The sequence below is a fragment of the Bradyrhizobium sp. AUGA SZCCT0176 genome, from assembly GCF_018130145.1.
In the GTDB taxonomy this organism is placed as follows: Bacteria; Pseudomonadota; Alphaproteobacteria; order Rhizobiales; family Xanthobacteraceae; genus Bradyrhizobium.
In genome coordinates, this window is record NZ_JAFCMB010000014.1 from 1 (window position 1) to 26040 (window position 26040).

At 63.5% G+C, this 26040-nt stretch carries 22 protein-coding genes; 5 read left to right on the plus strand and 17 right to left on the minus strand.

Annotated elements, in window-relative coordinates; translation table 11 throughout:
- Window positions 1-461 precede the first annotated feature (461 nt).
- Complete coding sequence (locus JQ600_RS26245) at window positions 462-968, plus strand: tyrosine phosphatase family protein (protein ID WP_212387753.1); 507 nt, start codon at window positions 462-464, stop codon at window positions 966-968.
- A gap of 132 nt (window positions 969-1100) precedes the next feature.
- Window positions 1101-3818, plus strand: a complete 2718-nt coding sequence (locus tag JQ600_RS26250; protein WP_212387751.1) for a DUF2339 domain-containing protein — start codon at window positions 1101-1103, stop codon at window positions 3816-3818.
- A 44-nt stretch (window positions 3819-3862) separates the two neighbouring features.
- On the opposite strand, the gene JQ600_RS26255 is transcribed toward JQ600_RS26250, so the two are convergent.
- The 6 genes from JQ600_RS26255 to ppdK all read right to left on the minus strand — a co-directional run bounded on the left by JQ600_RS26255 (window position 3863) and on the right by ppdK (window position 12339).
- Window positions 3863-4096 (minus strand): DUF6894 family protein, encoded by a 234-nt coding sequence (locus JQ600_RS26255; RefSeq protein WP_192735199.1) that lies wholly within the window; start codon window positions 4094-4096, stop codon window positions 3863-3865.
- 138 nt (window positions 4097-4234) lie between these two features.
- Entirely contained in the window at window positions 4235-4822 is a 588-nt protein-coding gene (locus JQ600_RS26260; protein WP_212387748.1) for a hypothetical protein, read from the minus strand.
- A gap of 192 nt (window positions 4823-5014) precedes the next feature.
- A complete protein-coding gene (locus JQ600_RS26265) occupies window positions 5015-6001 on the minus strand; it encodes an MDR family oxidoreductase (RefSeq protein ID WP_212490154.1) in 987 nt (328 codons plus the stop codon).
- A 128-nt stretch (window positions 6002-6129) separates the two neighbouring features.
- Window positions 6130-7374 carry an MFS transporter gene (locus tag JQ600_RS26270; RefSeq protein WP_212387743.1) on the minus strand — a complete coding sequence of 415 codons (1245 nt, stop codon included), beginning with the start codon at window positions 7372-7374 and terminating at the stop codon, window positions 6130-6132.
- 316 nt (window positions 7375-7690) lie between these two features.
- Window positions 7691-9163 carry a cell wall hydrolase gene (locus JQ600_RS26275; RefSeq protein WP_212387739.1) on the minus strand — a complete coding sequence of 491 codons (1473 nt, stop codon included), beginning with the start codon at window positions 9161-9163 and terminating at the stop codon, window positions 7691-7693.
- Between the two features lie 467 nt (window positions 9164-9630).
- Window positions 9631-12339 (minus strand): pyruvate, phosphate dikinase, encoded by a 2709-nt coding sequence (gene ppdK, locus JQ600_RS26280; protein WP_312010946.1) that lies wholly within the window; start codon window positions 12337-12339, stop codon window positions 9631-9633.
- Here ppdK and JQ600_RS37455 point away from each other — a divergent pair.
- Window positions 12332-12670 (plus strand): hypothetical protein, encoded by a 339-nt coding sequence (locus JQ600_RS37455; RefSeq protein ID WP_312010945.1) that lies wholly within the window; start codon window positions 12332-12334, stop codon window positions 12668-12670. The two genes, ppdK and JQ600_RS37455, sit on opposite strands and share 8 nt — an antisense overlap.
- Here the strand turns inward: JQ600_RS37455 and JQ600_RS26285 are convergent, their stop codons facing one another.
- Window positions 12671-12826: a DUF3096 domain-containing protein gene (locus tag JQ600_RS26285; RefSeq protein WP_192735205.1), complete on the minus strand. Its 156-nt coding sequence runs from the start codon at window positions 12824-12826 to the stop codon at window positions 12671-12673.
- 291 nt (window positions 12827-13117) lie between these two features.
- Here JQ600_RS26285 and JQ600_RS26290 point away from each other — a divergent pair, with 291 nt between their 5' ends.
- Window positions 13118-13477: a DUF1236 domain-containing protein gene (locus JQ600_RS26290; RefSeq protein WP_212387734.1), complete on the plus strand. Its 360-nt coding sequence runs from the start codon at window positions 13118-13120 to the stop codon at window positions 13475-13477.
- Window positions 13478-13591: 114 nt separating this feature from the next.
- On the opposite strand, the gene JQ600_RS26295 is transcribed toward JQ600_RS26290, so the two are convergent.
- From JQ600_RS26295 to JQ600_RS26325, 7 genes are all read right to left on the minus strand, one after another.
- On the minus strand, window positions 13592-14194 hold the full coding sequence (locus JQ600_RS26295) for a methyltransferase domain-containing protein (protein ID WP_212490155.1): 603 nt from the start codon (window positions 14192-14194) through the stop codon (window positions 13592-13594).
- 3 nt (window positions 14195-14197) lie between these two features.
- Window positions 14198-16468, minus strand: coding sequence for a glycine--tRNA ligase subunit beta (gene glyS / locus JQ600_RS26300; protein ID WP_212387728.1), 2271 nt, complete (start codon window positions 16466-16468; stop codon window positions 14198-14200).
- Window positions 16468-17403, minus strand: a complete 936-nt coding sequence (locus JQ600_RS26305) for a glycine--tRNA ligase subunit alpha (RefSeq protein WP_212387725.1) — start codon at window positions 17401-17403, stop codon at window positions 16468-16470. Before JQ600_RS26305 ends, glyS begins: the two co-directional genes overlap by 1 nt.
- Window positions 17404-17611: 208 nt before the next feature.
- The gene (locus JQ600_RS26310) at window positions 17612-17803 is read right to left on the minus strand and encodes a hypothetical protein (protein WP_212269514.1); all 192 of its coding nucleotides are present in this window, start codon (window positions 17801-17803) and stop codon (window positions 17612-17614) included.
- A gap of 114 nt (window positions 17804-17917) precedes the next feature.
- Window positions 17918-18829, minus strand: a complete 912-nt coding sequence (locus JQ600_RS26315; protein ID WP_212387723.1) for a S49 family peptidase — start codon at window positions 18827-18829, stop codon at window positions 17918-17920.
- Window positions 18830-19094: 265 nt separating this feature from the next.
- Window positions 19095-19856, minus strand: a complete 762-nt coding sequence (locus tag JQ600_RS26320) for a tRNA1(Val) (adenine(37)-N6)-methyltransferase (RefSeq protein ID WP_212387720.1) — start codon at window positions 19854-19856, stop codon at window positions 19095-19097.
- The gene (locus JQ600_RS26325; protein ID WP_212269476.1) at window positions 19849-20076 is read right to left on the minus strand and encodes a DUF2007 domain-containing protein; all 228 of its coding nucleotides are present in this window, start codon (window positions 20074-20076) and stop codon (window positions 19849-19851) included. The genes JQ600_RS26320 and JQ600_RS26325 overlap by 8 nt, the downstream gene beginning before the upstream one ends.
- Before the next feature lie 132 nt (window positions 20077-20208).
- Here JQ600_RS26325 and JQ600_RS26330 point away from each other — a divergent pair, with 132 nt between their 5' ends.
- Window positions 20209-21216, plus strand: coding sequence for a polyprenyl synthetase family protein (locus tag JQ600_RS26330; protein ID WP_212269477.1), 1008 nt, complete (start codon window positions 20209-20211; stop codon window positions 21214-21216).
- 108 nt (window positions 21217-21324) lie between these two features.
- Here the strand turns inward: JQ600_RS26330 and JQ600_RS26335 are convergent, their stop codons facing one another.
- The 3 genes from JQ600_RS26335 to JQ600_RS26345 form a co-directional block, all read right to left on the minus strand.
- A complete protein-coding gene (locus tag JQ600_RS26335) occupies window positions 21325-22209 on the minus strand; it encodes a 4-(cytidine 5'-diphospho)-2-C-methyl-D-erythritol kinase (RefSeq protein ID WP_212269478.1) in 885 nt (294 codons plus the stop codon).
- 37 nt (window positions 22210-22246) lie between these two features.
- On the minus strand, window positions 22247-24028 hold the full coding sequence (locus JQ600_RS26340; RefSeq protein ID WP_192738595.1) for a tetratricopeptide repeat protein: 1782 nt from the start codon (window positions 24026-24028) through the stop codon (window positions 22247-22249).
- 293 nt (window positions 24029-24321) lie between these two features.
- Entirely contained in the window at window positions 24322-25983 is a 1662-nt protein-coding gene (locus JQ600_RS26345) for an electron transfer flavoprotein-ubiquinone oxidoreductase (RefSeq protein ID WP_212387718.1), read from the minus strand.
- Window positions 25984-26040: the final 57 nt, after the last annotated feature.

Genomic DNA, 26040 nt, shown 5'->3' on the forward strand with positions numbered 1-26040 from the left:
CCCTGCGCAATGGCTTTACGGCTTATGCCGTGCTCTCCCCGGAGACGAGTTCTTGGTTGACTCCGTCGCTGCCGTTCAGCTCTCGCCTACCCGACAGCTTGACACCTGCAACGGGTGCCAGGACCACACGGTTTTGCCGTACGCTTATCCACGCCGTCGTCGAGGCGTAAACCAGCGTCCACCGCAACCCGCCCAACGTCCGTGACGACGGCCGACGCCCTTCTGAGTAGGACGGGATGAGCAAAGATATGCTCCTGATTTGTATTCTGGTAAACAGAAATATTTTTTATTTCGGGGCTTGACATGACTTCCGAATACCAGAAGTGATTTGCCCGTCGGGCTAGATGTTGTGGTCCGTAGCCCACCCGGGCCAAACCCGCTTTGACCGGCCCCCGCACCGGCCTATAATGGCGGCTGCCCCAGGGACTGCCCACGACGGACAGTTCCCCAAAAGGATCGCCATGCTTCACGTCTGCTCGCTCGCCGCCCTTCCCGAAACCGTCAAGGCCACCGGCGCCAGCCATATCCTCACCGTGATGGCCAATGTCGATCAGGTGCAGCGGCCGCCCTCGGTGCTCGAGGCCAACCATTTGCGCGTGTCGATGGACGACATCACCGAGGTGATGGACGGCTTTCTGGCGCCGTCGGACGCGCATATCGAGAAGGTGCTGAACTTTGTGCGGGGCTGGGACCGCAGCGCGCCGATGGTGGTGCATTGCTATGCCGGCATCAGCCGTTCGACCGCCAGCGCCTTTGCCGCCGCCTGCATGCTCAATCCGCACCGCGACGAGATTTCGATCGCCCGGCAGATCCGCGCCGCCTCGCCGATCGCCCAGCCCAACCGGCTGATCGTCAGCCTCGCCGACAAGGCGCTGGGGCGCGAGGGGCGGATGCTGCGGGCACTCGATGAGATGGGCCCGGGCAGCATGACCGTCGAGGGCCGCCCCTTCCGCGTGGACCTCGAATAGTCCTGCTCGAATAGCGTGCTAAAATGCCGCCCGGGGGCGATTTGAACTTTTTCCGGGCAGAGTTGCACTCACAGCATTGCGACGGGCCGCATAGAGGCGGTTAACGTTTCTGCGTGCCCGCCTGGAGGCCTGATGCTCGACGAGTTTGCAATTCTTCCGTTCCTGTTCGCCATTGTCGCCGTTATCGTTGCCGTCAAAGCGATGAACGAGATCGGGGACTTGCGAAGGCGGCTGGACAGGATGGAAGCCGCGGCGGCGCTCGCCAGGCCCGTCCCGCCACCGCTTCCCCACATGTTCGAGCAAGATACTGCGCCTGCCTCTCCGGGCGTCGCAGCCGAGCCGCCGCCGATTGTGCCTGTGGATCAATGGGTCCCTCCCGACTCATGGACGCCGGCTGAAGCAGCCGCCGGGACGACGGCTGACACGGCTGACGGCCCGCCCGCCGCGCCGCCGCCGCCCTTGCCGCAGCCCGATCGCGGCTTCGAGGAAACACTCGGCACCCGCTGGGTGGTGTGGATCGGCGGCCTGACGCTGGCGCTCGGCGGCTTCTTCATGGTGCGCTATTCGATCGAGGCCGGCCTGCTCGGCCCCGGAGTGCGTGTGCTGCTTGGCGGCCTGTTCGCGCTGGCGCTGCTCGCTGCCGGCGAATGGACCCGCCGCAAGGAAAGCATCTCCACGATCGAAGCGACGCCGATCGCCAACATCCCCGCGATCCTGACCGCCGCCGGCACGGCGGTGGCCTTTGCGACCGTCTACGCAGCCTATGCGCTGTACGGCTTCCTGGTGCCCGCCACCGCGTTCATCCTGCTTGGGCTGGTGGCGATGGGCACGCTGGCCGCGGCACTGCTGCACGGGCCGGCGCTGGCCGGGCTAGGCATCGTCGGAGCCTTCGTCACCCCCATGCTGGTCTCGTCAGGCAGGCCGGACTTCTGGGCGCTGTACGTCTATCTTGCGATCGTCACCGCGGCCGCGTTCGGTCTGGCGCGGGTGCGGATGTGGCGCTGGCTTGCGGTCACCACCATCGTGTTCGCGCTGCTATGGACGCTCCCCTGCCTGCAGTGCGGCCCGTCGATGGTCGCGCCGCATTTGTTCCATGTGATCGCCGGCTTCATCCTCGCCGCATTGCTTGTCGTGTGCGGCTTCATGTTCGGGCCTTCAGCGCAAGAAGGCGAGATCGAACCGATTTCGTCCGGCTCGCTCGCGGCCTATCTGCTCGGCGCGACCCTGATCGTGCTGAACAGTTCTCATGCCGACGTCGCGATGGTCGCGTTCGGCCTGCTGGTGGCCGGCAGCTTGTTTGTGGCATGGCGCACCGAAGCCGCGGTCGGCGCGGTCGGCGCCGCCGCCGGTCTCGTCTTCATCGTGTTCGCCGAATGGGCGATCCGCGCCAATCCCGATATGCTGGTTCTGCCCGGCGGGCCGATCGCGGGCATCGGGCCAAGCGCCACGGACGGATCGGTGTCGTTGCATCTGATCTCCGCAGCGATCTTCGCCGCCGGATTTGGCGTCGCGGGATTCCTGGCGCAGGGCCGTTCGGCCAGCGCCGTCATCCCTGTGATCTGGTCGGCTACGGCCGTGTTCACGCCGCTCGCGCTATTGGTCACGCTCTATGCCCGGATCGCGAATCTCGACCGCTCGATCCCGTTCGCGATCCTCGCGGTGATCCTTGCCGCCGCCTATGCTGCGGCGACCGAGATCCTGACCAAGCGCGAGGACCGCCCGGGCCTGCAGGCCTCGATCGCGCTGTTTGCGACCGGCGCGCTCGCAGCACTGGCGCTGGCACTGACGTTCGCGCTGGAAAAAGGCTGGCTCACGATCGCGCTGGCGCTGATGTCGGCAGGCACCGCCTGGATCTCGATGCAGCGCCCGATCCCGTTCCTGCGTTCGCTGGCCGCGATCCTCGCCGCCATCGTGGTGCTGCGGATCGGCTACGAACCGCGCATCGTAGGCCACGCCGTCGGCACCACGCCGATCTTCAACTGGCTGCTGTGGGGCTACGGCATTCCGGCGCTATCGTTCTGGGCCGGCAGCATCTTCCTGCGCCGCGGCGGCGACGACGCGCCGCTGCGCATCGTCGAATCCGCCGCCATCCTGTTCACGGTGCTGCTGGCGTTCATGGAAATCCGCCATGCCGTCAATAATGGCGACGTCTATCGCCCGAGCGCCGGCCTAGCCGAAGTCGCGCTGCAGGTCTGTGTCGCGCTGGCGATGGCGATCGGGCTGGAGCGCCTGCGCCTCCGCACTGGAAGTGTCGTTCACAATGCCGGCGCAATCCTGCTCACCGTCTTTGCGGGCCTGGCTTCCGTGTTCGGGCTGCTGGTGCTGGAGAACCCGATGCTATGGTCGATCGATGTCGGCGGCGCCGTCATCAACCTGCTGCTGCTCGGCTATGCCCTGCCCGCGGTGCTGGCGCTGCTGTTGTCCTATGCGGTGGCGGGGCGGCGTCCGGTCGAATACGCCAACACGATCGCGGCAGGCGCGCTCATTCTGGCGCTGGCCTATGTGACGTTTGAAATCCGCAGGATCTATCACGGTCCGGTCATGGCCATCGGCCCGACCACTGGCGCCGAGCAATACACCTACTCGATCGCCTATCTGGCGTTCGGCGTCGTCATGCTCGGGATCGGCATCCTCTTCAACTCGCAACGCGCGCGGCTGGCGTCAGCGGTCGTGATCGCGCTGACGATCCTGAAAGCCTTCCTGATCGACATGTCGACGCTGACCGGGGTCTATCGCGCGCTGTCCTTTATGTGCCTCGGCCTGGTGCTGGTGGCGATCGGCTGGCTGTATCAGCGGATCCTGTTCCGCAGGCGGGCGGCGGTGGCGCCTGCTGTGCCGACACAGAGTTGATCGGTCAGGCGGCGAACCGAACGGAGGAACTTGCCGATCGAAAATCAGGTGACGGATTCCGCCACGAGGCGGATCCTGAACACCGGCTTCTTGGATTCGTCCAGCATTTCCATCTGCCATTCGGCATTCTGCTTCATGCTGCGCGAAATGCTGCCGAGCAGGTTGCCGGACACCTTGGTCATCTCGGCCCAAGCGGCTTCGCGGCTTTCGAATTCGGAGCCCTGCTCGGATGCGCCAGCGTAGTGACCGTTGCTAATCCGGAAAAAATACAGCGGCATAGTTGATCTCATGTATGAGCCGCCCCCAGGCCGTCATTGGCCGTCACGGTGGGCTAGACTCGCTACCAAGACGTGAAAACGCCAGCCCGTATGACTACGGGCACACTTTCCCAACTTTGGGCTTCATTTCGCCGGAAATCACTCGGTGGAACGGCGCAGCTCCGGCGCGCTTTCGGCCTTCGCCGGCTCGGCCTTCACCGGCTCGAGCTTCGCGGCCTCAACCGCCGGTGTCTCGACGCGAGCCGAGACCTCCGTGCGCGACGCGTCCGCCGAGCGTGTCTGCGCCGGCGCATGCAGCGAACGCGGCCGCGCGACCGAGCGGGCCATCAACATCTGCTGCGCGCCCTGGTGGCGGAAATCGCAATAGGCGAAGCCCATGCCCGACACCGATCCCCGGAAGGAGCGGTCATCGCGCTTGTCGAGATTGAAGCACGGCTCGAACGGAAGACCCTTGATGGAAGCGCAAACCGCCTGGCCGCGGATCTGCAGCGTGTTGCCGGGCAGGCGCACATGGCGGGTCGGCCCCGCGCCGCTGAATTGAATGGATCCGGCCGCCCCGAGATCGTCGAGCACGCGGCCTGCGCCGCGGGTGCCGTCGAAACAGGTGAAGGCGAACACCTTGCCGCTCACAAACTTACGGGCCTCGTCGGCATTCATCATCCCGGCCAGCGCCGGTACCACCATCGCCCCGGCCGTGACGGCCCCCAACACCAAACGCGCAAGCATGCGGCAACTCCAACTTAACTGAGCGCGGGCACCCGCCTTGTTTGCGCATGACCCCCGCGCAAACGCTACGCGTTTGTCGCGACGGAAAACCGGTACCCCCGTTTTCCGGATCATGCAGGCCTCTTTACCCGCTGCTTACCATACGAACCGTGGCAACATTGGAGCAGCATGGTTGGTAAAGTCTGAACGCCGTTAGAGAATTTTTACCACGATTCGACCGCGGACCTCGCCGGCGAGGATTTTGGCGCCGGCGCCGATGACTTGGTCAAGGCCGATTTCATGAGTAATATCAGCTAGTTTGCTGTGATCCAAATCGCTGGCGAGGCGGCTCCAGGCAAGCTTGCGCTGCTCGATCGGGCACATCACGGAATCGATGCCGAGAAGGCACACTCCGCGCAAAATGAACGGAGCCACCGAAGACGGCAGGTCCATGCCCGCCGCAAGGCCGCAGGCGGCGACGGCGCCGGCATATTTCGTCATCGAAAGGATGTTGGCGAGCGTGGTCGATCCGACGCTGTCGATGCCGCCGGCCCAGCGCTCCTTGGCCAGCGGTTTTGCGGGGCCTGACAGTTCGGCCCGGTCGATCACCTCGGCGGCGCCGAGACCTTTCAGATAATCGGCCTCCGACACCCGCCCGGTGGAGGCGATGACGTGATAGCCGAGTTTCGACAGCACGGCGGTCGCGACCGAACCGACGCCGCCCGCAGCTCCGGTGACGACGACGGGGCCGCTCTTGGGCGTCAGACCGTGCTTCTCCAGCGCCAGCACCGACAGCATCGCCGTGTAGCCGGCGGTGCCGATCGCCATCGCGTCGCGGGTAGAGATATTATCGGGCAGCCGCACCAGCCAGTCGCCCCTGACGCGGGCCTTCTCGGCGTAGCTGCCGAGATGGGTCTCGCCCATGCCCCAGCCGTTGCAGACCACCCTGTCGCCGGCCTTCCACTGCGGATGCGAGGATTGCTCGACGATCCCGGCGAAGTCGATGCCGGCGATCATCGGGAAGCGCCGCACCACCGGGGCCTTGCCGGTGAGGGCCAGACCGTCCTTGTAGTTCAGCGTCGACCATTCGACGCTGACGGTGACGTCGCCTTCCATCAATTCGGCTTCGTCGAATTGCGTCAGCGCTGATGTGGTGCCTTTTTCCGCCTTGTCGATCCTGATGGCCTTGAACGTTCCCACGGCAAACTCTCCCGAACTTTGTCAGTTGGGAGAGTGTTTAGAGCATGATCCGGAAAAGTGGAAACCGGTTTTCCCTCGGGACAAACGCGGAACGCGTTTGCCCGGAGATCATGCCACTTCGATGAGTATCAGGCGGGCTGCGCAACCGCTCGCGCGACCGGCTGTTCCACGATCGGCAGGTTGATCAATGCCGACAGCACGCCGAAGAAGATCGAGAGCCACCAAAGCGGCGTATACGACCCGTACTGCTCGAACACGATGCCGCCAAGCCATACTCCAAGGAAACCGCCTACCTGGTGGCTGACGAAGGCAAAACCATACAGCGTCGCAAACCAGCGGGTGCCGAACATGATCGCCACCAGCGCCGAGGTCGGCGGTACCGTCGAGAGCCAGGTCAGACCGGTGGCGGCGCCGAACATGATCGCCGAGAAAGTGGTGATCGGGAATGAAATGAACGCCAGGATGGTCAGTGCCCGGGCAAAATAGAGCATCGAGAGGATGTAGCGCTTCGGATATTTGTTCTGCAGCCAGCCGACGCTGAGCGAGCCGATGATGTTGAACAGGCCGATGGCGGCGACCACCCAGCCGCCGGTCTGCGCCGACACGCCGCGATCGGACAGATAGGCCGGCAGATGCACCGTGATGAAGGCGAGCTGGAAACCGCAGGTGAAGAAGCCGAGCACCAGCAACACGTAGGAGCGGTGGCCGAACGCTTCCGCCAGCGCGGTCTTGAACGATTGCTGGTCGGCGGCGGGAACATTCGACGACGTTGCGGGCGGTGTCGCGATCGCCAGCGACAGCGGCACGATCAACAGCATCAGCAGGGCAAACACGGTCAGCGCCGGCTGCCAGCCGAAATTATCGATCAACGCAACGCCAAAGGGCGCGAACAGGAATTGCCCGAACGAGCCGGCGGCCGTGCCGGCGCCGAGCGCCAGGCCACGCTTCTCCGGCGGCAGCAATTTGCTGAACGCCGACAGCACCAGGTTGAACGAACAGCCGGAGAGCCCAAAGCCGATCAGGACGCCGGCGCCGAGATCGAGCGAGGCCGGCGTCGACGCGTAGCGCATCAAGAGCAGTCCGCCGGCGTAGAGCAGCGCGCCGATGACCATCACGCGCAGGATGCCGAAGCGGTCGGCGATCGCGCCTGCGATCGGCTGGCCCAAGCCCCACAACAGGTTCTGCAGCGCCAGCGCGAGGCCGAAGACGTCGCGGCCCCAGGTAAATTCCTTGCTCATGGGCTGGATGAAGAAACCAAGGCTCGACCGCGGCCCGAAACTCAACAGCGCGATCGCGCATCCGCAGATGATGATCACCAATGGCGTCCGCCAGCTGGCTTTGGCCGGGCGAAGATTCTCTGCGGTTACAGCCATGGGTTTCCTCGATGCTTGGCGCCCGGGCCGGAAGCGACCGGGCGGGTGCGCCGGGAGGAGTTAATGCATTCGCATGGAAATCCCAAGGGCGGCGGAGAAAATTTTTCCGCTGCAGGGCAGCCCTGCAAAATCGTCGAGTGCAATTTTGGGGGTGGGTTGGACGGGCGGGCGCAAAGGGAAATGATCACGTCGTCCCGGCGAAGGCCGGGACCCATACGCCGCGGCCCGCATTGTTGGAAAAGGAAGATAATGCTCAGCGCGTAAAACAAAAACCGCCGGTGGCTATGGGTCCCGGCCTTCGCCGGGACGACAATCGCTACCTTCTGACGCTCGCCTGCTCGGCCGAGCTTTGCGCGGCTTCGGCGAGCTTGGCGGAGATTGCGGCCGTCTCCGCGGCGGTGCCCCAGCTTGGCGCGTCGCTGCCGTCGCCCCAGTTGCGGGGCCGGTAGAAGGTGTGCACGCCGGTCTTGTACATCTTCTTCATCTCGCTGACCCAGGACGGACGCACCCAATAGGCATGGTAGTGCGTCGATTTGTCGACCTCGGGCAGCCAGAGCTGGCCGTCCAGCATCGCCTTTGCGATCCGTTGCGCGCGATCCCACATGTCGGGCTCTTTGACGACGTCCTTGTTGTTGTCACAGGCGAAGGTGAACTGGCAAGCCAGATGGCGGTGCTTGTTCTGGTAGACCACGCCGCACACCGTATCCGGATATTTGCCGGAGAAGGCGCGGTTCAACACCACTTGCGCCACCGCGATCTGGCCGCGCACCGCTTCGCCGCGGGCTTCGAAATAGACAACTTCGGTCAGGCACTTTTCCGACTTGGCGCGCGACTTGTCGTCAAACAAGCCGAGCCGCTCGGCCGGGGTCTTGGCGCGCTGGTTGTCGGAATTGACCTCGCCCTTCGGCGCGACGCTGACGCCCATCTCGCCGGCCTTGACCGGGCCGTCGGCATCGACCGGCAGCGAGGCCATGATCTTCATGTCCGGATCGGCAACCACCGCGCTCGGCAGCATGATGATGGGCTCTTCGCCCGGCCGCCAGCGCTCCATGGTTTCGGGCGAGCCGAGCGACGAGCCAAAAAACAGACTCGAGGTCTTGAAGGCGAAATTGTCGCGCGGCGGCGCGGGCGCGAGCGCCACTTCCGGTGCTGCCGGGACGTCCTTTGGCTTAACGAGCGGCTTGTCGTCGAGCGGTTTGGCTTCGAGTGACATCGACACATCGAATTGCGGCAGCGGCGGCGCGCGCAGCGCGGCCTGAAGTTCGGGGTCTAGCGGCGCGGGCTCACCTGAAGGCGACGTGGCCGCGGTCTTCTGGCCTTTGACAGAGGCGTTTGAAGACGAAGGATCTTCGATGGCCGGCGCGCTGCCGGCGGGGATTGAGCTCTCCGCAGGCGTGGACGGCGCGATGACAAGGCGATCGCCCTTCATGGTGCGATCGACCTTGGGGAAATCGGCGGCATGATAACGCGGCGGCGGGACGATGATCGGGTTGCGCGTCACTGCACCGGTGATGTCGATGCCTTGATTGTCGAGGCTGGCGAGCCGAAAGGTTGCAGTCTGCGGCGAAGAGGTTCCGATCGGACGGCCGAAGCTGAAGGTCGCGACGTGGATATTGCCGGCGGTGGAGAACACACGCTTCTGCCAGCGTTCGGCGACGCCCGGCTGCCGGGCCAGCAGTGACGCGATATCCTGATATCCGATCTCGGTCGGCATCAATGCGAAGATGCAAAGACCGAGACCGAAGGACGCGAACCGCGCGCCCTTCGGCTGGTTACGCAACACATTCATCGATACGCTCTACGCAACGCTTACAAAAAACGACCGAACTCAGTACATCCGTGCAATTCGATCTTTATTGTTGGTATCGAATTTAGGTTGCCGGGGAGTTAATCGGCGTGGCCTGCGTGCACCACGCAAGATATTGCGCGCATTTGCTGTCGCGCTCGAGAAAGCTTGGTAAACGCCAGCGCGATGAAAGTGGTAAACATCCCGTCAACGAAGATGATGAAGAAAATGTTGCGGGTTCCCGTGTCACTACGGGTGATGCGATTCCACCCCATGCATTGCGATGGAAGTCGGAGAACCGTAGTTTCCACGTCATTGCGAGGAGCGAAGCGACGAAGCAATCCATCCATCCGTTATGCCGCGCTATGGATTGCTTCGCTGCGCTCGCAATGACACGGGCCCAAAAACGTGGATGCCCGGGACAAGCCCGGGCATGACGCCGATTTTCCGATTGTTAGCGCAGAGAAGAACTAAGCCTGGCTCGCGACCGTCTTGCCGAGGGCGGCTTGCGCCGCGGCGAGCCGCGCGATCGGCACGCGATAGGGCGAGCACGAGACGTAGTCGAGGCCGATCTCGTGGCAGAACGCCACCGAGGCGGGATCGCCGCCATGCTCACCGCAAATCCCGACCTTGAGATCGGGCCGCGTCTTGCGTCCGCGCGCAACGCCGATCTTGACGAGTTCGCCGACGCCATCGCGGTCGACCGAGATGAACGGATCGATCTCGAGGATGCCCTTCGCCACATAGGTGCCAAGGAAGCTCGCGGCGTCGTCGCGGCTGATGCCGTAGGTGGTCTGCGTCAAATCGTTGGTGCCGAAGGAGAAGAACTCGGCGGTGTTCGCAATGTCGCCGGCCATCAGGCACGCGCGCGGCAACTCGATCATGGTGCCGACCTGATAGGCGAGTTTCTTGCCGGTCTCCTTCATCACCGACTGCGCGGTGGCGTCGATCCGCGCCTTGACCAGGTCGAACTCGGCCTTGGTCGCGATCAGCGGCACCATCACCTCGAGGCCGACGGCCTTGCTGGTGCGCTTTTCGGCCTCGACCGCGGCTTCGAAGATCGCGCGCGCCTGCATCTCGGCGATCTCCGGATAGGCGATCGCAAGACGGCAGCCGCGGAAGCCCAGCATCGGGTTGAACTCGGCAAGATCGCGCGCGCGATCGGCGAGCTTGCGCGGATCGGTGTTCATCGCACGCGCGACTTCCTCGATCTCGGCCTGGGTGTGCGGCAGGAACTCGTGCAGCGGCGGATCGAGCAGACGGATCGTGACGGGCAGCCCCTTCATGATCTCGAACAGCTCGACGAAATCCGCGCGCTGCATCGGCAGCAGCTTCGACAGCGCCGCGCGGCGTGACTGTTCGTCCTCGGAAAGGATCATCTCCCGCACGGTGCGGATGCGGGTTTCCTCGAAGAACATGTGCTCGGTACGGCAAAGGCCGATGCCCTCGCCGCCGAACTTGATCGCGGTGCGCGCGTCTTCTGGCGTATCGGCGTTGACGCGAACGCCGAGCTTGCGAACGGCGTCGGCCCAGCCCATCAGCGTGCCGAATTCGCCCGACAGTTTCGGCTCGATCATCGGCATCCGTCCGGCCAGCACCTGGCCGACCGATCCGTCGATGGTGATGACGTCGCCGGTCTTGAAGGTGCGGGTGCCGATGCTCATGGTGCCGCGGCCGTAATCGACGCGAATGGTGCCGCAGCCGGAGACGCAGGGCTTGCCCATGCCGCGCGCGACCACGGCGGCGTGCGAGGTCATGCCGCCACGGGTGGTGAGAATGCCCTCGGCGGCGTGCATGCCGTGAATGTCTTCCGGGCTGGTCTCGACCCGCACCAGAATGACCTTGCGGCCATCGGCCTGCAGTTTCGCAGCTTCATCGGACGAGAACACGATTTCGCCGGAGGCGGCGCCCGGCGAAGCCGGCAGGCCGGTCGCAATGACGTCGCGCTTGGCGGCGGGATCGATCGTCGGATGCAGCAACTGGTCGAGCGAGGCGGGATCGATCCGCATCACCGCGTCCTTTTTCGAGATCAGTCCTTCATTGGCGAGCTCGACCGCAATCCGCAGCGCCGCCTTGGCGGTGCGCTTGCCGCCGCGGGTCTGCAGCATCCACAACTTGCCCTGCTCGACCGTGAACTCCATGTCCTGCATGTCGCGGTAGTGCTTTTCGAGCAGCGTGTAGATCCGCGTCAGCTCCTTGAACGCGTCGGGCATCGCGACTTCCATCGACGCCTTGTCGGAGCCGGATTCCTGGCGCGCAAATTCGGTGATGTCCTGCGGCGTGCGGATGCCCGCCACCACGTCTTCGCCCTGCGCGTTGATCAGGAATTCGCCGTACAGCTTGCTCTCGCCGGTCGACGGGTTGCGCGTGAACGCAACGCCGGTCGCCGAGGTCTCGCCCATATTGCCGAACACCATGGCCTGGATATTGACCGCGGTGCCCCAGGATTCAGGAATGTCGTGCAGGCGGCGGTAGGTCACCGCGCGCGCGTTCATCCAGGATGAGAACACCGCACCGATCGCGCCCCACAACTGCGCGTGCGGATCCTGCGGGAAATCGTGGCCGGTCTCGCGCGCCACCGCATCCTTGTAACGGCCGACCAGTTCGACCCAGTCGTCGCCGGTCAGATCGGTGTCGAGCGTATAGCCCTGGCCGTCCTTGAAGGTGTCGAGGATGTCCTCGAAATGATGATGCTCGAAGCCGAGCACGACATCCGAATACATCGTGATGAAGCGCCGATAGCTGTCATAGGCGAAGCGGCGATCGCCGGACAATTCGGCGAGCGCTTCGACGGTCTCATCGTTGAGGCCGAGATTGAGTACGGTATCCATCATGCCCGGCATCGACGCGCGGCCGCCGGAGCGCACGGACACCAGCAGCGGATTCCGGGAATCGCCGAACGACTTGCCGGCGAGTTTGCCGACATGCTCCAGCGCCTTCTCGACCTGCGCCTTCAGCGCAGCCGGATAGGATTTGTCGTGGGCGTAAAAGTAAGTGCAGACCGAGGTCGGAATCGTGAAGCCCGGAGGCACCGGCAGGCCGAGATTGGCCATTTCGGCGAGATTGGCGCCCTTGCCGCCGAGCAGATCGCGCAAGCCCGCTTTGCCCTCGGCCTTGCCGTCGCCAAACGTGTAGACCCACTTGCCGGATTTGACCGCTTCGACGGCCGGCTTGCTCACCTTCTTCGCCGTCTTGCTGGCAGGCTTGTTCGGAGCCTTCGCAGCTGCCTTGGCAACTGGCTTGGCAATCGGCTTCGTAACCGCCTTGGGTGCCGGCTTCGCAACTGCCTTCGGTGCCGGAGCCTTCGTTAGCGTCTTGCGCGCCGAGGCCGCCGGCGCGGCTTTGCCTGGCGCCGATGACTTTGATTTCGCTACGATTTTCACAAGGTTTTTCTTGGACTTCGCAACCGCTTTGGCCATGGCAGATGACAATCCGAAAAGAGAGGAGAAGGTGCGCGCCTTACACCACTTTGAGGGGTTCCGCGCAAGCCGCGAAACCCCGCTTGCCTGACTAGAAGCGCAGCATCTTGAACACGCCGAGCCCGGCCAGACCGACGATGATCAGGTAGATCGCGACGATGAAATTCAGGAACCGCGGCATGATCAGGATCAGGACTCCCGCAATCAGGGCGACGATCGGGGAAATATGCGCGGCGGTGATGGTCATTTGAAATTTCTCCTGATGATGAGGGGAAGCTCGAATCGAGGGCGGCAACTTAACCGCTGGCGCGGTTCCGGAATAGGAGACGCCTGTCGCCTCAACGGGTTCCGGCGTTCGCAAAAATTGCCCGAAATTGCCGCGTTTAAGGCAGCCATTTTTCCGGAACTATGCCGCGCGCGATGAATTGGCTCGCATTGTACGCTGGCTAGCCGGCGTCATAGCGTTTTCAAGCGGAGTGGACGCCGGTTCGCGTCAAGAAAACGCGTCAAACCAATAGAGCGCACGAGGGAGTACACTATGCAGAACAGACTACTTGCCATCGCAGCTGTCGCCGGCGTGATGACTGCCCCGCTCGCAGCACAGGCGCAGAGCGGCACCGTGGGTGTGGTTCGCGGCGACAGCGTGGTCATCGGCGAGCATGAGGGTATCGCCGTCGACCAACGCCCGGCGTTCCGGGAATATGTCGTGCGTGAGCGCGTGCCGACCTTTACCATTCCGGATCGCGTGACCGTGGGCGGTGTGCTGCCGGAGGCCGGCATCACCTATTACGACGTCCCGCAGACCTATGCGGCGACGCCCTATCGCTACACCGTGGTAAACGGCCAGACGGTCCTGGTCGAACCGCGTTCGCGTCGCATCGTTCAGGTGGTCGACTAATCCCGCCGGCCTGAACGATAGTCCGGGCGCCGCGCAAGCGGATGTGCGCGAGATACGACCGGACAAGAAAGCCCCGCCCGGTTTCCCCCCTGGGCGGGGCTTTTCGTTGGCGCCCTATTCCCTGATCTCCAGACCCTGCTTCTTGGCGACGAGGCGGTGAATCTTCTTGCCGGAGGAGGCGCTGACGACCTCTTCGTCGAGGAGCAGCGCGGTCGCTTTCAGTTCCGCCAGCACCAGCGCGGTATCGAACGCACAGTAAAGCCGCCCCTGCGAATCGCGCAGGTCGGCATTGTCGGTGATCCGCCAGCTCAGATAGAGAATGCCACTTGGCTTGACAGCGTTGAGCAGCCGACGGACGGCAGGGGCGATCTGCGCGCGCTCCAGATGCATGATCACGGTCTCGCACAGCACGTTGTCGTAGGTGCCGATGCCCTTCAAGTCGGGCAATTCGGCATGCGCGAACTTAAAACCGGGATAACGCTGCCGCGCCTCCGCCAGCAGGCCTGCCGAGGCGTCGAAACCGGCGGCGGAAAAGCCGTTGGCATTGAGCCAGGCCACCTCGCGGCCGCAGCCGCAGCCGATGTCGGCTGAATTGCCGCCGCGCACGAAGAAGCGCTCGACGACTTCGTGCAAATCAACGGGTGCCGGCTGCTCGAGCCAGTCCTTGGCGAACGCCGCCGCATCCGAATCATAAGCGGCCAGCGTCTTCTGATCCACGTGTCAGCCCTCGATCTTCGAAAAGTCCGCCACCGCGCGCGTCGCCGCGCGGATTTCGTTCAAGAGCTTCAGTCTGTTCTCGCGCACTTTTGGTTCATCGTCGTTGACCTTGACCTTGTCAAAGAACGCATCGACCGCCGGACGCAGCTTGGCCATCGCGCTCATCGCGGCGGCAAAGTCTTCCTTGGCCACCGCAGCGCCGGCCTCGCTCTTGACCTGATCGATTGCCTTCGCCAGCGCCTTTTCTTCATCGAGCTTGTAGAGTGCCGAATCCGGCGCGCCGTCGAAGCTGCGCTTGTCCTTTTTCTCTTCGATCGAAAGGATGTTGCTGGCGCGTTTTGTACCCGCGAGCAGGTTCTTGCCGTCGTCGGTGTCGAGGAATTTGCCGAGCGCCTCGACGCGGCGGACCACCATCAACAAATCGTCCTGACCGCCGAGCGCAAACACGGCATCGACGAGATCGTGGCGCGCGCCCTGATCGCGGAGTTGGACCTTTAAGCGGTCGGCGAAGAAGGAGAGGAGATCAAGCACCTTCTTGTCGGCAGTTGTTTGTGCAGCTGCGTACGCTTCTTCAAAGCCCTTCCAGTCCCGATTCTGGAAGTATGAATTCCATACATCGATCGAGAAGCTAACCCGGCCAACTGAATTCTCAAGCTTTTCAATATTCTCGTGGTCAGAGATTATCGATTTAGCATGAGGCAGAATTCCGAACGCAACAAATGGAGTGCGCGCGATAGCGGCAAGATCGATTCGAATACCATTTTCGAGAATTAACCGAATCACACCCAGCGCGGCCCGACGCAGCGCGTACGGATCCTTGCTTCCCGTCGGCTTTTCATCGATCGCCCAGAAACCAACTAGTGTATCTATCTTGTCAGCCAAAGCGACGGCGACGCTCACCCGATCTGTCGGCACGCGATCCGCAGGTCCCTGCGGCTTGTAATGCTCTTCGCTCGCGGCGGCGACGGAGGCATCTTCGCCTTGCGCCAGCGCGTAGTACTTGCCCATCAAGCCCTGCAGCTCCGGGAATTCGCCGACCACTTCGGTCAGCAAATCCGCCTTCGCCAGATGCGCGGCGCGTTTTGCCTTTTCGACATCGGCGCCGACCAGCGGCGCGATTTCCGCCGCCAGCCGCTCGATGCGCTTGATACGTTCACCCTGCGTGCCGAGCTTCTCATGAAACACGATGTTCTCGAATTTCGGCAGCCGGTCTTCGAGTTTTGTCTTCAGATCGGCCTCGTAGAAGAATTTTGCATCGCTCAACCGCGCGCGGATCACGCGCTCGTTGCCGGCGACGATGGCCTTGCCGCCGTCCGTCGCCTCGATGTTGGCGGTGAGGATGAACTTGTTGGTCAGCTTTCCGGTCTTGTCAGGATTCTTATCAGAATCTTTGAGATCGCTGACCACAAAGCATTTCTGGTTGTTGCGGATGGTGGCGCGGATCACCTCGCCGGGGATCGACAAAAATTCCTGGTCGAACGATCCCATCAGCACGACAGGCCATTCGACGAGGCCTGACACCTCGTCGAGCAGCACCTGGTCCTCGACCAGCTCAAAGCCCTGCGCGAACGCCAACTGCTTGGCATCGGCCAGAATGATGTCCTTGCGCGCCTGCGGGTCGAGCACGACCTTGGCGGCCTTCAGCTTTGCCTCGTAATCCTCGAAGCGGCGCACGGAGATCGCCGATGGCGCCAGGAAGCGGTGTCCATGAGTGGTCTGGCCGGTCTCGATGCCGTCGATCGAGAATTTCACCACCTCGGGGTCTTCGGTCTCCGGACCGAAGGTCGCGATGATCGAGTGCAGCGGCCGCACCCAGGTCAGCGCGCCTGATTTGGCCGAGCGCTCACCCCAGCGCATCGATTTCGGCCATGGGAAGGTGCGCACGATCACGGGCAGTATTTCTGCGAGCACGTCGATCGCGGCGCGGCCGGGCTTTTCGAGCAGCGCGATATAAAAGTCGCCCTTTGGATCGCGCTGGATCTTGGCCTCGTCGAGCGAAGTGAGGCCGGTCGCTTTCAGAAAACCCTGAACGGCCGCATCGGGCGCGCCGATTTTCGGACCCTTGCGTTCGGTCTTGAGGTCAGGCTGCCGCGCCGGAATGCCATGCACCGTCAGCGCCAGCCGCCGCGGCGTCACGAACGCCTTGGCGCCCTCGTAGACCAGCCCCTCGGCGACGAGCTTGTCGGTGACCATGCGGCGCAGATCATCCGCCGCCTTCGCCTGCATGCGCGCGGGGATTTCTTCGGAAAACAATTCGAGCAAAAGATCAGGCATCAGGATGCCCTGCCCGCTTCGGTGTGGACCCAGGCGTCGCCGCAGGCTTTTGCGAGGTCGCGCACGCGGCCGATGTAGCTTTGCCGTTCGGTCACCGAGATCACGCCGCGGGCATCGAGCAGGTTGAAGACGTGGCTTGCCTTGATGCACTGGTCATAGGCCGGCAGCGCCATCAGATGTTCTTTCTGGTTGCTGCCGGATTTCCAGCCCGCCGCGAGATACTTCTTGCAGGCCTCTTCGGCCATCACGAACTGCTTGAACAGCATTTCGGAATCGGAGTGCTCGAAATTATGCCGGGAATATTCCTGCTCGGCCTGCAGGAACACGTCGCCATAGGTCACCTTGTCGGCGCCCTCGCGGCCGTTGAAGTTGAGATCCATGATGCGGTCGACGCCCTGCAGGTAGCAGGCGAGCCGCTCCAGCCCGTAGGTGAGCTCACCGGCGACGGGTGCGCATTCGACGCCCGCGACCTGCTGGAAATAGGTGAACTGTGACACTTCCATGCCGTCGCACCAGCACTCCCAGCCGAGGCCCCAGGCGCCCAGCGTCGGGCTTTCCCAATCGTCCTCGACAAAGCGGATGTCGTGCAGGCTGGAATCGATGCCGATCGCGGCGAGCGACTTCAGGTACAATTCCTGAAGGTTCGGCGGCGATGGTTTCATGATCACCTGATACTGGTAATAATGCTGCAGCCGGTTGGGGTTTTCGCCGTAGCGGCCATCCTTGGGCCGGCGCGAGGGCTGCACATAGGCGGCCCGCCACGGCTTCGGCCCCAGCGCGCGCAAGGTCGTCGCCGGATGAAAGGTGCCCGCGCCCATTTCCATGTCGTAGGGCTGCAGGATCACGCAGCCCTGTTCGGCCCAGAACCGTTGCAGAGCGAGAATGAAGCCCTGGAACGAACGTTCCGGGCGCATATGGGCAGGCAATTCGTCCATCGGCAGAATCGGTCTCGCGAGGGGGTTTTGGGCGCGCGGGACCGTATCGGCGGTGGCGAGGGGAATCAAGGCGATGCCGGGGGACGCCAATGATCAACCGTCATGGCCGGGCTTGTCCCGGCCATCCACGTCTTTTCTGGGCAGCAAAGGGAAGACGTAGATGCCCGGGACAAGCCCGGGCATGACGACTGTCAGGATGACGGTCGAACTAACCCGGCCGATAGGCCCCGGTGACGGGGTCCCGGCGCAGGGTCGGAATCTCGCTGGTTTGAGCCGATTCCGCGACGCGAGCCAGCCGCGCTTCTTCCAGCTCCCGGTTGATCCGGACGGCGGTCTTGTAAGCCCAGCGGACCACGGCGAGCCCACCCAGGGCCCCTGCGAATGCGATCAACGGTGGCATCGGTCGGTCCTTGTCGTTCACGTCGGTCACGCCCCCAATAGCTGCATTCTCGCGCAAGCCGGGCTGCGCCGCAATTCCCGCCTTTAGGACTAAATGGCGCGCCTCTCCCGGGCTCTAGAACCCGAATTTGGCCCAAATTGCCCTGGTTTCGAGCGCGGAGATCAGCTCATCCGGCAGGCCCCCAAAACCGTCGAGCGCGCCCATGGAGCCCGCCCCCGGCGACCGCCGCCCGAGCAGGCCGGACAGCATCCCGCTGGCGGGCGCGATCACGGGGGTAAGCACCTTGTCGCCGTAGCGGGTGCGCAGCGTCGAACGCAGATCGCCGACCGCGTCCGCAAGACCCAGCGACACCGAGGTTTCGCCGGCCCAATATTCGCCGGTGAACAGCGTGTCGTCGGCGCCCTTGAGGCGGCTGCCGCGGCTCTGCTTGACCAATGCAATGAAGATGGCGTGGATCTCGCGCTGGAGCGCCTTGATGCGCGCCACATCATCGGGGTTTTCGGGGAGGAACGGATCGAGCGTCGCCTTGTGGACGCCCGCCGTATAGAGCCGTCGCTCGACGCCGATTTTCTTGATCAGCTCCTGGAAGCCGAAAGTGCCGCCGACCACGCCGATCGAACCGAGGATCGAGGACGGATCGCAGAAAATTTCGTCGCCAGCACAGGCGATCATGTAGCCGCCGGATGCGGCGACGTCCTCGACGAACACCAGCACCGGCAAATTCTTTTCGGCGGCGAGTTGCCTGATCCGCAAATAGATCTGGCGCGATTGCACCGGCGAGCCGCCGGGCGAATTGATCACGAGCGCAACCGCCTTGGCATTCTTGGTACCGAAAGCGCGTTCGAGCGTCTTGGCGACACCGGCGAGCGACATGCCGGGCCGCAGCGGCGTCACCGCGCCGATCACGCCGGACAACCGCACCACTGGCACCACCGCGGCCCCGCGCCGGAATTTGGCCGGGACCAATCCCTTCAGCCGCTCGATAAGGCCCGGCAATCCCACACGATCACTTATTTGTTCACTCATGCCGTTACCTCGAATTAACCATTTTTTATCACGCCACTGTCATTGGAAGGGCTGGAACGAATTTGGGCTGGAAGGCCTTTTGCAACGTGGCCGTTACGGCTGCAATGGCGCAGCGGAGAGTGACATGAAAATCTACCTGCTGATATTGTTGATCGGCACCATCCTGACCGCGGTTCACTTCACCAACGCTCCGAAACGGCAGTCGGAAACCCTTCCGCAATAGGCTTTTCCGCTTCGTCTCGAGACATGAGTTCCTCGGCTACCCCTAGGGGGTGGCCAACGGCAATATCCCCCTCCCCGCCAAAATCTCCTGCACCGCTTTATTGGGCACCCCTCGCTCATCATTGAGCATCAGTCCGGCATGAATTCGAGTCGGCGCGCGACCGCCCTTGGTGGCGCGAACCAGGATTCGATTCGCAGGCGCCTTCACATCGCCGTGAATGGGCAAAATTTCCAGACCGCCAAAACCGTGATCGAGCGCCGCCAGCACCTCGGCAATCCCGTCGGCGCGCCAGATCAGCGTCAGCATGCCCCTGGATTTGAGGATGCGGCGGGTTGCGTGAATCCAGTTCGAAAGCGTGGTGGATGTCGCGACATGCGCGATCCCGCGCGCGCGGTCCGGCGAGACTCGATGCCGCACAGAATCGTTGAACGGCGGATTCATCAACACGACGTCGACGCTGTCGGGCTGCAGATTGACCGCGGCGTAGGCGTCGGCGGCCGCCTCGACATCGAGCACGATGACCTCGGCGGCAAGCGCGTTCGCCTCGGCATTGGCGCGCGCCAGGCTTGCGAGGCCGGCATCGATCTCGACCAGCACGAGATCGATATCCCCGACGCGCCTGGCCACCGCCAGCCCTGCCGCACCAACACCGGCGCCAAGATCGGCCACACGATTGCCTGAACGTGCCGGCGTCGCCGCCGCCAGCAGCATTGCATCGTGACCGGCGCGGTGCCCCGATTTCAGTTGCCGCAGGCGCAAGCTCCCGCCGAGGAACGCGTCCTCGGTGACATCGGGATTACTCATCCGCCCGCAATTCGTGGGCAAGCCCGGCATCGGTCAGAAGCTGGCGCGCCTCGCGGTTGTCGTCGTCATGGACCAGGATGCGGCGTGGCAGGACGCCGAGCGATCCCTCGATGATGCTCATGTTTTGGTCCAGCACCAGATGATGGATATTGGCGCCGTCGAGCAGCGCGCCGACCGCGGAAACCAGCACAATATCGTTGGTCCGAACCAATTCCCGCAATTTGCGCCCTCCCTGGCTGGCCCGGTCCGAGGCCGGCCGGTACCTGTCAACCGCTTCGTGCCCTTGCCGCTTCAGCCTGCACTTTCTATTGTAGATAAGGATAGTGCGAATTGGCCAGATTTGGAGACCCGCGTGGCGGTTATTGTACCCTTCGAAAGCCCAAACGCTTCGATCGATGAGTTGGTCGGGCTCGTCGCCGCCGACATGGAGCGGGTCAACGCCACGATCCTGTCGCGGACCGGTTCCGAAGTCACCATGATTCCCGAGGTCGCCAACCATTTGATCTCCTCGGGCGGCAAGCGGCTGCGCCCGATGCTGACGCTGGCGATGGCCGGCCTCACCGGCTATTCCGGCGACGGCCATATCAAGCTCGCCGCCTCGGTCGAGTTCATGCATACCGCGACGCTGCTCCATGACGACGTGGTCGACGAGAGCGAATTACGGCGCGGCAAATTGTCCGCTCGGATGCTGTGGGGCAACGAAGCGAGCGTGCTGGTCGGCGACTTCCTGCTCGGCCAGGCCTTCCGCATGATGGTCGAGGTCGGCTCGTTGCGGGCGCTCGACATCCTGTCTTCGGCGGCCGCCACCATCGCCGAGGGCGAGGTGATGCAGCTCGCCGCGGCGAAGAACACCGCGACCACCGAGGACGAATATCTCGCTGTGATCCGCGGCAAGACCGCGGAATTGTTCGCGGCCGCCTGCGAGGTCGGCCCCGTGATCGCCAACCGGCCGAAGGCCGAGCAGACCGCGTGCCGCTCCGTCGGCATGAATCTCGGCATCGCGTTCCAGCTCGTGGACGACGTGCTGGACTACGGCGGCAAATCGGCCAAACTCGGCAAGAACGTCGGCGACGATTTCCGCGAGGGCAAGATCACGCTGCCGGTGGTACTGGCGTTCCGCCGCGGCAACGCCTCTGAACGCGCGTTCTGGGTCAAGGCGCTGGAGCGGGGCGAGATCGGCGGCAATGATCTCGATCACGCCATCGGGTTGATGACCAAGCATCGCGCGCTGGAGGACACGATCAGCCGCGCCCATCATTACGGCGCGATGGCCGTCGATGCGCTGGCGCTGTTTCCGGCTTCGCCGATGAAGACCGCCCTCGAGCAGGTCGTGGCGTTCTGCCTAGCCAGGTCGCATTGATGGCGCCGTAGGGTGGGTTGAGCGCAGCGATACCCACCGATTGCCTTTATCGAAAATGGTGGGTTTCGCTTCGCTCTACCCACCCTACGAAACCGTTCGTTCGCCGCTTTAGCTCAACGTTCCCGCATGCACCCACCAGCCGGGGTGCTCGCGCCGGATCTTCTCCGCGGCGCGGCCGGCTTCGGCAGTGTTTTCATAGATCGCAAAACAGGTCGCGCCCGAGCCCGACATCCGCGCCAGCCAGGCGCCATTGGTGGCGTTGAGCGCGGCGATCACTTCACCGATGACCGGCTGAATGCGCATCGCCGGGGCTTCCAGATCGTTGGCACTGGCCGCCAGGACTTCGACCCAGTCTTCGACCGAGGCGCCGGCTTCCGGCCAGTCGATGCCCCGGAAAACGTCGGTGACGCCGACCAGCAATTCGCCGCTACGTAGGCCGAGTGCCTTGAATACATCCTTGGTCGGAACGGGAACGCAGGGGTTGATCATCACGCACGGCATGATCGGCAGGCTGAGCGGCGTCAGGGTATCGCCGACCCCGGTCATGTCGCAGGCACGCGAGGCCAGGCAGACCGGCACGTCGGCGCCGGTCGCAAGTGCTACCTCGCGCAGCCGCTCGTCATCGAGCGACAGCCCGTTCAATTTTGCCAGCAGCCGAAGCGCGGCAGCCGCATCCGCCGAACCACCGCCGATGCCCGCCGCGACCGGCAGCACCTTGTCGAGCGTGAAACTGCCGGCCTTCAGGCCCGGCACGCGCTCGGCCAGCAGGCGCGTCGCCTTCAGCACCAGATTGTCCGATGTCTCGCCGCAGGCCTGCGCCAGCGGTCCGGACATTTGCAATGTCAGCTCGGAACCCGGCGTCAGCGTCAGCCGATCAGCGCAGTCGGCAAACGCCACCACGCTTTCCAAATCATGAAAACCGTCGGTGCGGCGGCCAACCACCCTCAAGGTCAGGTTGACCTTGGCACGCCCCTCATCAATCAAAGCCGGCATTGCCGAACGAGCCCCCCAAGCCTTCGATCAGCCGCTTCTAGCCGCCCCTGCCGTCTTCTTTTTTCTTGTCGGCGGAAGCCGCAGACGACGTGTCCTCGGGCAGACCGTTGGCGATCTTGGCCTCGATCTTCGGCAGTTCTTCCGCCTCGGGCTTCAGGTCGCGGGCGTGGGCCCACTGGAACTTGGCTTCCAGCGTACGGCCGACGCGCCAATAGGCGTCACCGAGGTGGTCATTGATGGTCGGATCCTCGGGCTTCAGATCGATCGCGCGCTCGAGGTTCTTCACCGCGTCCTCGAAATTGCCGATGCGGTAGAACGCCCAGCCCAGCGAGTCCACGATATAGCCGTCGTCGGGACGCTGATCGACGGCGCGCCTGATCATCTTCATGCCTTCGTCGAGATTGATGCCCTGATCGATCCAGGAATAGCCGAGATAGTTCAGCACATGCGGCTGTTCGGGCTGCAGCTCGAGCGCCTTGCGCATGTCGGCCTCGGCCTTGCTCCACTGCTTGGAGCGCTCCTGGCAAATGCCGCGATAGTAATAGGTGACCCAGGTGTTCTTGTCGGTCACGCCGGGCATCACATCGATCGCCCTGGAATAGGTCGTCGCGCAATCGGCGAACTTCTTGCGGCCGCGCTCGATATTGCCGAGCGCCATGATGGCTTCGATGTCCTTGGGGTCTTCGGCGGTGACGTCCTTGAGGATCTTGATCGCCTGCTCGCTGCGATCGGCGGCGTCGAGATTGGTGGCGAGCTGGATCTGCGCGTTGCGCTTCAGCGGCGAACTCGCCGGCATGCGCTCATAGACCTTGATCGCCATCGGCGGCTTCTTCACCGACTCATAGAGATCGGCCAGCGACAGCAGCGCCAGCGGATGGTTGGGCTGCAGATATAGCGAGAGCTGCAGATAGACCAGCGCCAGATCCTCGCCGCCGCGGCGGGTCAGCGTTGCACCGATGCCGTACAGCGCCTCGGCCGCACCTGCCTGCGCCGATTCGATCAGCGGCGGCATCTTCTTGCCGGCCCGCGTCTCGCGCAGCGCCTCCTGTACCAAGGGATGCCGTGGCAGCTTCTTGTCGAACGCCTCGTAGATGCCGATTGCCGCCGCCGAGTCCTTGTTGCGCGACAGCCAGCGCCCATAGGCGTCGGACACGCGCAGCATGGAATCGTCGAGCTTGTAGGCGCGCTCGAAGCGGGCGCCGGCGTCCTTTTCCTTGTTCGCCAGTTCCAGGATCATGCCGGTGTGCAGATCCTTGAAGATCGGATACCATTCCGGCCCGGTCAGCTTGTCGATATTGGCGACCGCCGCCTTGGAATCGCCCGCCCCGAAGCTGGCCCAGCCCGACAACAGCGTCGCGACCAGATCGGTGATCGGTCCGCGGATCGACTGATTGATGTTGATCTGCGCGGTTGCGTATTTCTTCTGCTTCAGGTCGCGGACGCCGACGACCAGCCGGGCCACCCGATTGGATTTGTCCTGCGTCAGAATGCGGTCGGCGAGCTTGACGGCCTCGTCGATGTCGCCATCCGCGAGCGAGGAGATGAAGGCACGGTCGAGCAGCTCGTTGTTCTTGGGATCGGTACGCAGCGCCGAACGGTAGAACGCCGCGGCCGAGCTGGCGTCGCGTTCGACGCTGGCATGACGCGCGGCCAGATAGCTGCCGGACGTGGTCAGCGATTTCAGATCGCTCTTGCTCGGAAACTGCGCCGAATTGTCGCCGGTATGCTCGGGCGTCTGCGCCAGCAGCGAGCCGGGCGCGGCAAGCGCGGCGACGGTGACAGCGGCGATGGTCCAGCGATTGAAACGAGTGGAAAGCATCACGGTTCGCCTAGCTCCAGGATTTATGGCAGGGATCTTTCAATCGCTCTCGAATGCGGACATACGCGGCGGCATCAAGGCCCAGCGACAATGCCGCTTTTGGCGTTCAACCGCAAGGATACGGGGTGGCGAATCGATCGGCAGCAGGGTCCCCAGGATCTCCCCGTCCGCCGCCAATTCCACCCATTTTGCCCGCAGCCCCGGAAGACGCTTGTACTGTGGCGGTATCGTGGCCGGTACCGGGGTTACCCCGACACCTGCGGCCCTCCGCCATTAAACTCACGTAATCGTGGTCACATCCCCTGGTAATTGGGCCCGCCGCCACCTTCCGGCGGAACCCAGGTGATATTGCCGTTCGGGTCTTTGACGTCGCAGGTTTTGCAGTGGACGCAATTCTGGGCGTTGATCTGGAAGCGCGGGCCGGAGGCCTCCTCGACCCATTCGTAGACGCCGGCCGGGCAATAGCGGTTGGACGGACCGGCAAAGACGTCGTGCTCGGAGGTCTTCTGCAGGTTCATGTCCGCGACCTTGAGGTGGATCGGCTGGTCTTCCTCATGGTTGGTGTTGGACAGGAATACCGACGACAGCTTGTCGAAGGTCAGTTTGCCGTCCGGCTTCACCGGCGCTATCGGCGTGTGCGTCCTGGCCGGATCCAGCGTCTTGCGATCCGGCTTGGCGTGCGACAGGGTTCCGAACAATGAGAAGCCGAACAGCGTGTTGGTCCACATGTCGAGGCCGCCGAGCGGTACGCCGATCAGGGTGCCGAACTTCGACCACAGGGGTTTGACGTTGCGGATCGAGTAGAGGTCCTTGCCGACCTGCGAACCGCGCCACGCATTCTCGTATTCGGCCAGTTCATCATTGGCGCGGCCGGCACCGAGCGCGGCCACGAGGTGTTCGGCGGCGAGCATGCCGCTGCCCATCGCGTTGTGCACGCCCTTGATGCGCGGCACGTTGACAAAGCCTGCCGCGCAACCGATCAGCGCGCCGCCCGGAAAGCTCAGCCGCGGCACCGACTGGTAGCCGCCCTCGGTAATCGCGCGCGCGCCATAGGACAGCCGCTTGCCGCCCTCGAACACGGTTCGGATCGACGGATGGGTCTTGAAGCGCTGGAACTCGTCGAACGGCGACAGATAGGGGTCGTCGTAATTGAGATGCACAACGAAGCCGACCGCCACCTTGTTGTCGTCGTAATGATAGAGGAACGAGCCGCCGCCGGTCTTGTTGTTCAGCGGCCAGCCGAACGAATGCTGGATCAGGCCCTTCTGGTGCTTTGCGGGATCGATCTCCCAGACTTCCTTCAGCCCGATGCCGAATTTCGGCGGCTCGCTGTTGGCGTCGAGCGAGAACTTCGCGATCAATTGCTTGGAGAGGCTGCCGCGCGCGCCTTCGGCGAACAGCGTGTACTTGCCGAGCAGTTCCATACCGCGGGTGAACGAATCCTTGTGGCTGCCGTCCCTGGCGATGCCCATGTCGCCGGTCGCAATGCCGCGCACCGCGCCTTGTTCGTCGTAGAGCACTTCGGTAGCGGCAAAGCCCGGATAGATCTCGACGCCGAGTGCTTCGGCTTTCGGCGCCAGCCAGCGGCAGACATCACCGAGCGAGCCGATATAGCAATGATGGTTGCTCATCAGCGGCGGCATCGCGAAACCCGGCAGCCGGATCGCGCTTCCGCCCGTCATCCAGTAGAAGCGGTCGTCCTTGACCTGCGTCTTCAGCGGGCAGTCGGCGTCCTCGCGCCAATCCGGAATCAGTTTGTCGAGCGAAACCGGATCGATCACGGCGCCCGACAGAATATGCGCGCCGACTTCGGAGCCCTTCTCCACCACGACGATGTTGAGATCGGCGTTGAGTTGCTTGAGACGGATCGCAGCCGCCAGGCCGGACGGCCCGGCGCCGACGATCACGACGTCAAATTCCATGGACTCACGCGGCGGAAGTTCTTCGGTGCTCATGTTCTGGTCTCAGCCCAATTGAGAACGGCTCTAAGGTTCGTTTGTTTCCGATTTTTG

Bases quoted from the DNA above. Each gene is read 5' to 3' on its own strand.
- JQ600_RS26335 (WP_212269478.1), bottom strand. From the start codon at position 22,209: ATGCCGGCTTTGATTGATGAGGGGCGTGCCAAGGTCAACCTGACCTTG.
- glyS (WP_212387728.1), bottom strand. From the start codon at position 16,468: ATGCCTGATCTTTTGCTCGAATTGTTTTCCGAAGAAATCCCCGCGCGC.
- JQ600_RS26315 (WP_212387723.1), bottom strand. From the start codon at position 18,829: ATGAGTGAACAAATAAGTGATCGTGTGGGATTGCCGGGCCTTATCGAG.
- JQ600_RS26310 (WP_212269514.1), bottom strand. From the start codon at position 17,803: ATGCCACCGTTGATCGCATTCGCAGGGGCCCTGGGTGGGCTCGCCGTG.
- JQ600_RS26245 (WP_212387753.1), top strand. From the start codon at position 462: ATGCTTCACGTCTGCTCGCTCGCCGCCCTTCCCGAAACCGTCAAGGCC.
- JQ600_RS26250 (WP_212387751.1), top strand. From the start codon at position 1,101: ATGCTCGACGAGTTTGCAATTCTTCCGTTCCTGTTCGCCATTGTCGCC.
- JQ600_RS26275 (WP_212387739.1), bottom strand. From the start codon at position 9,163: ATGAATGTGTTGCGTAACCAGCCGAAGGGCGCGCGGTTCGCGTCCTTC.
- JQ600_RS26270 (WP_212387743.1), bottom strand. From the start codon at position 7,374: ATGGCTGTAACCGCAGAGAATCTTCGCCCGGCCAAAGCCAGCTGGCGG.
- JQ600_RS26345 (WP_212387718.1), bottom strand. From the start codon at position 25,983: ATGAGCACCGAAGAACTTCCGCCGCGTGAGTCCATGGAATTTGACGTC.
- JQ600_RS26260 (WP_212387748.1), bottom strand. From the start codon at position 4,822: ATGCTTGCGCGTTTGGTGTTGGGGGCCGTCACGGCCGGGGCGATGGTG.
- JQ600_RS26340 (WP_192738595.1), bottom strand. From the start codon at position 24,028: ATGCTTTCCACTCGTTTCAATCGCTGGACCATCGCCGCTGTCACCGTC.
- JQ600_RS26320 (WP_212387720.1), bottom strand. From the start codon at position 19,856: ATGAGTAATCCCGATGTCACCGAGGACGCGTTCCTCGGCGGGAGCTTG.
- JQ600_RS26285 (WP_192735205.1), bottom strand. From the start codon at position 12,826: ATGACCATCACCGCCGCGCATATTTCCCCGATCGTCGCCCTGATTGCG.
- JQ600_RS26290 (WP_212387734.1), top strand. From the start codon at position 13,118: ATGCAGAACAGACTACTTGCCATCGCAGCTGTCGCCGGCGTGATGACT.
- JQ600_RS26305 (WP_212387725.1), bottom strand. From the start codon at position 17,403: ATGGACGAATTGCCTGCCCATATGCGCCCGGAACGTTCGTTCCAGGGC.
- JQ600_RS26255 (WP_192735199.1), bottom strand. From the start codon at position 4,096: ATGCCGCTGTATTTTTTCCGGATTAGCAACGGTCACTACGCTGGCGCA.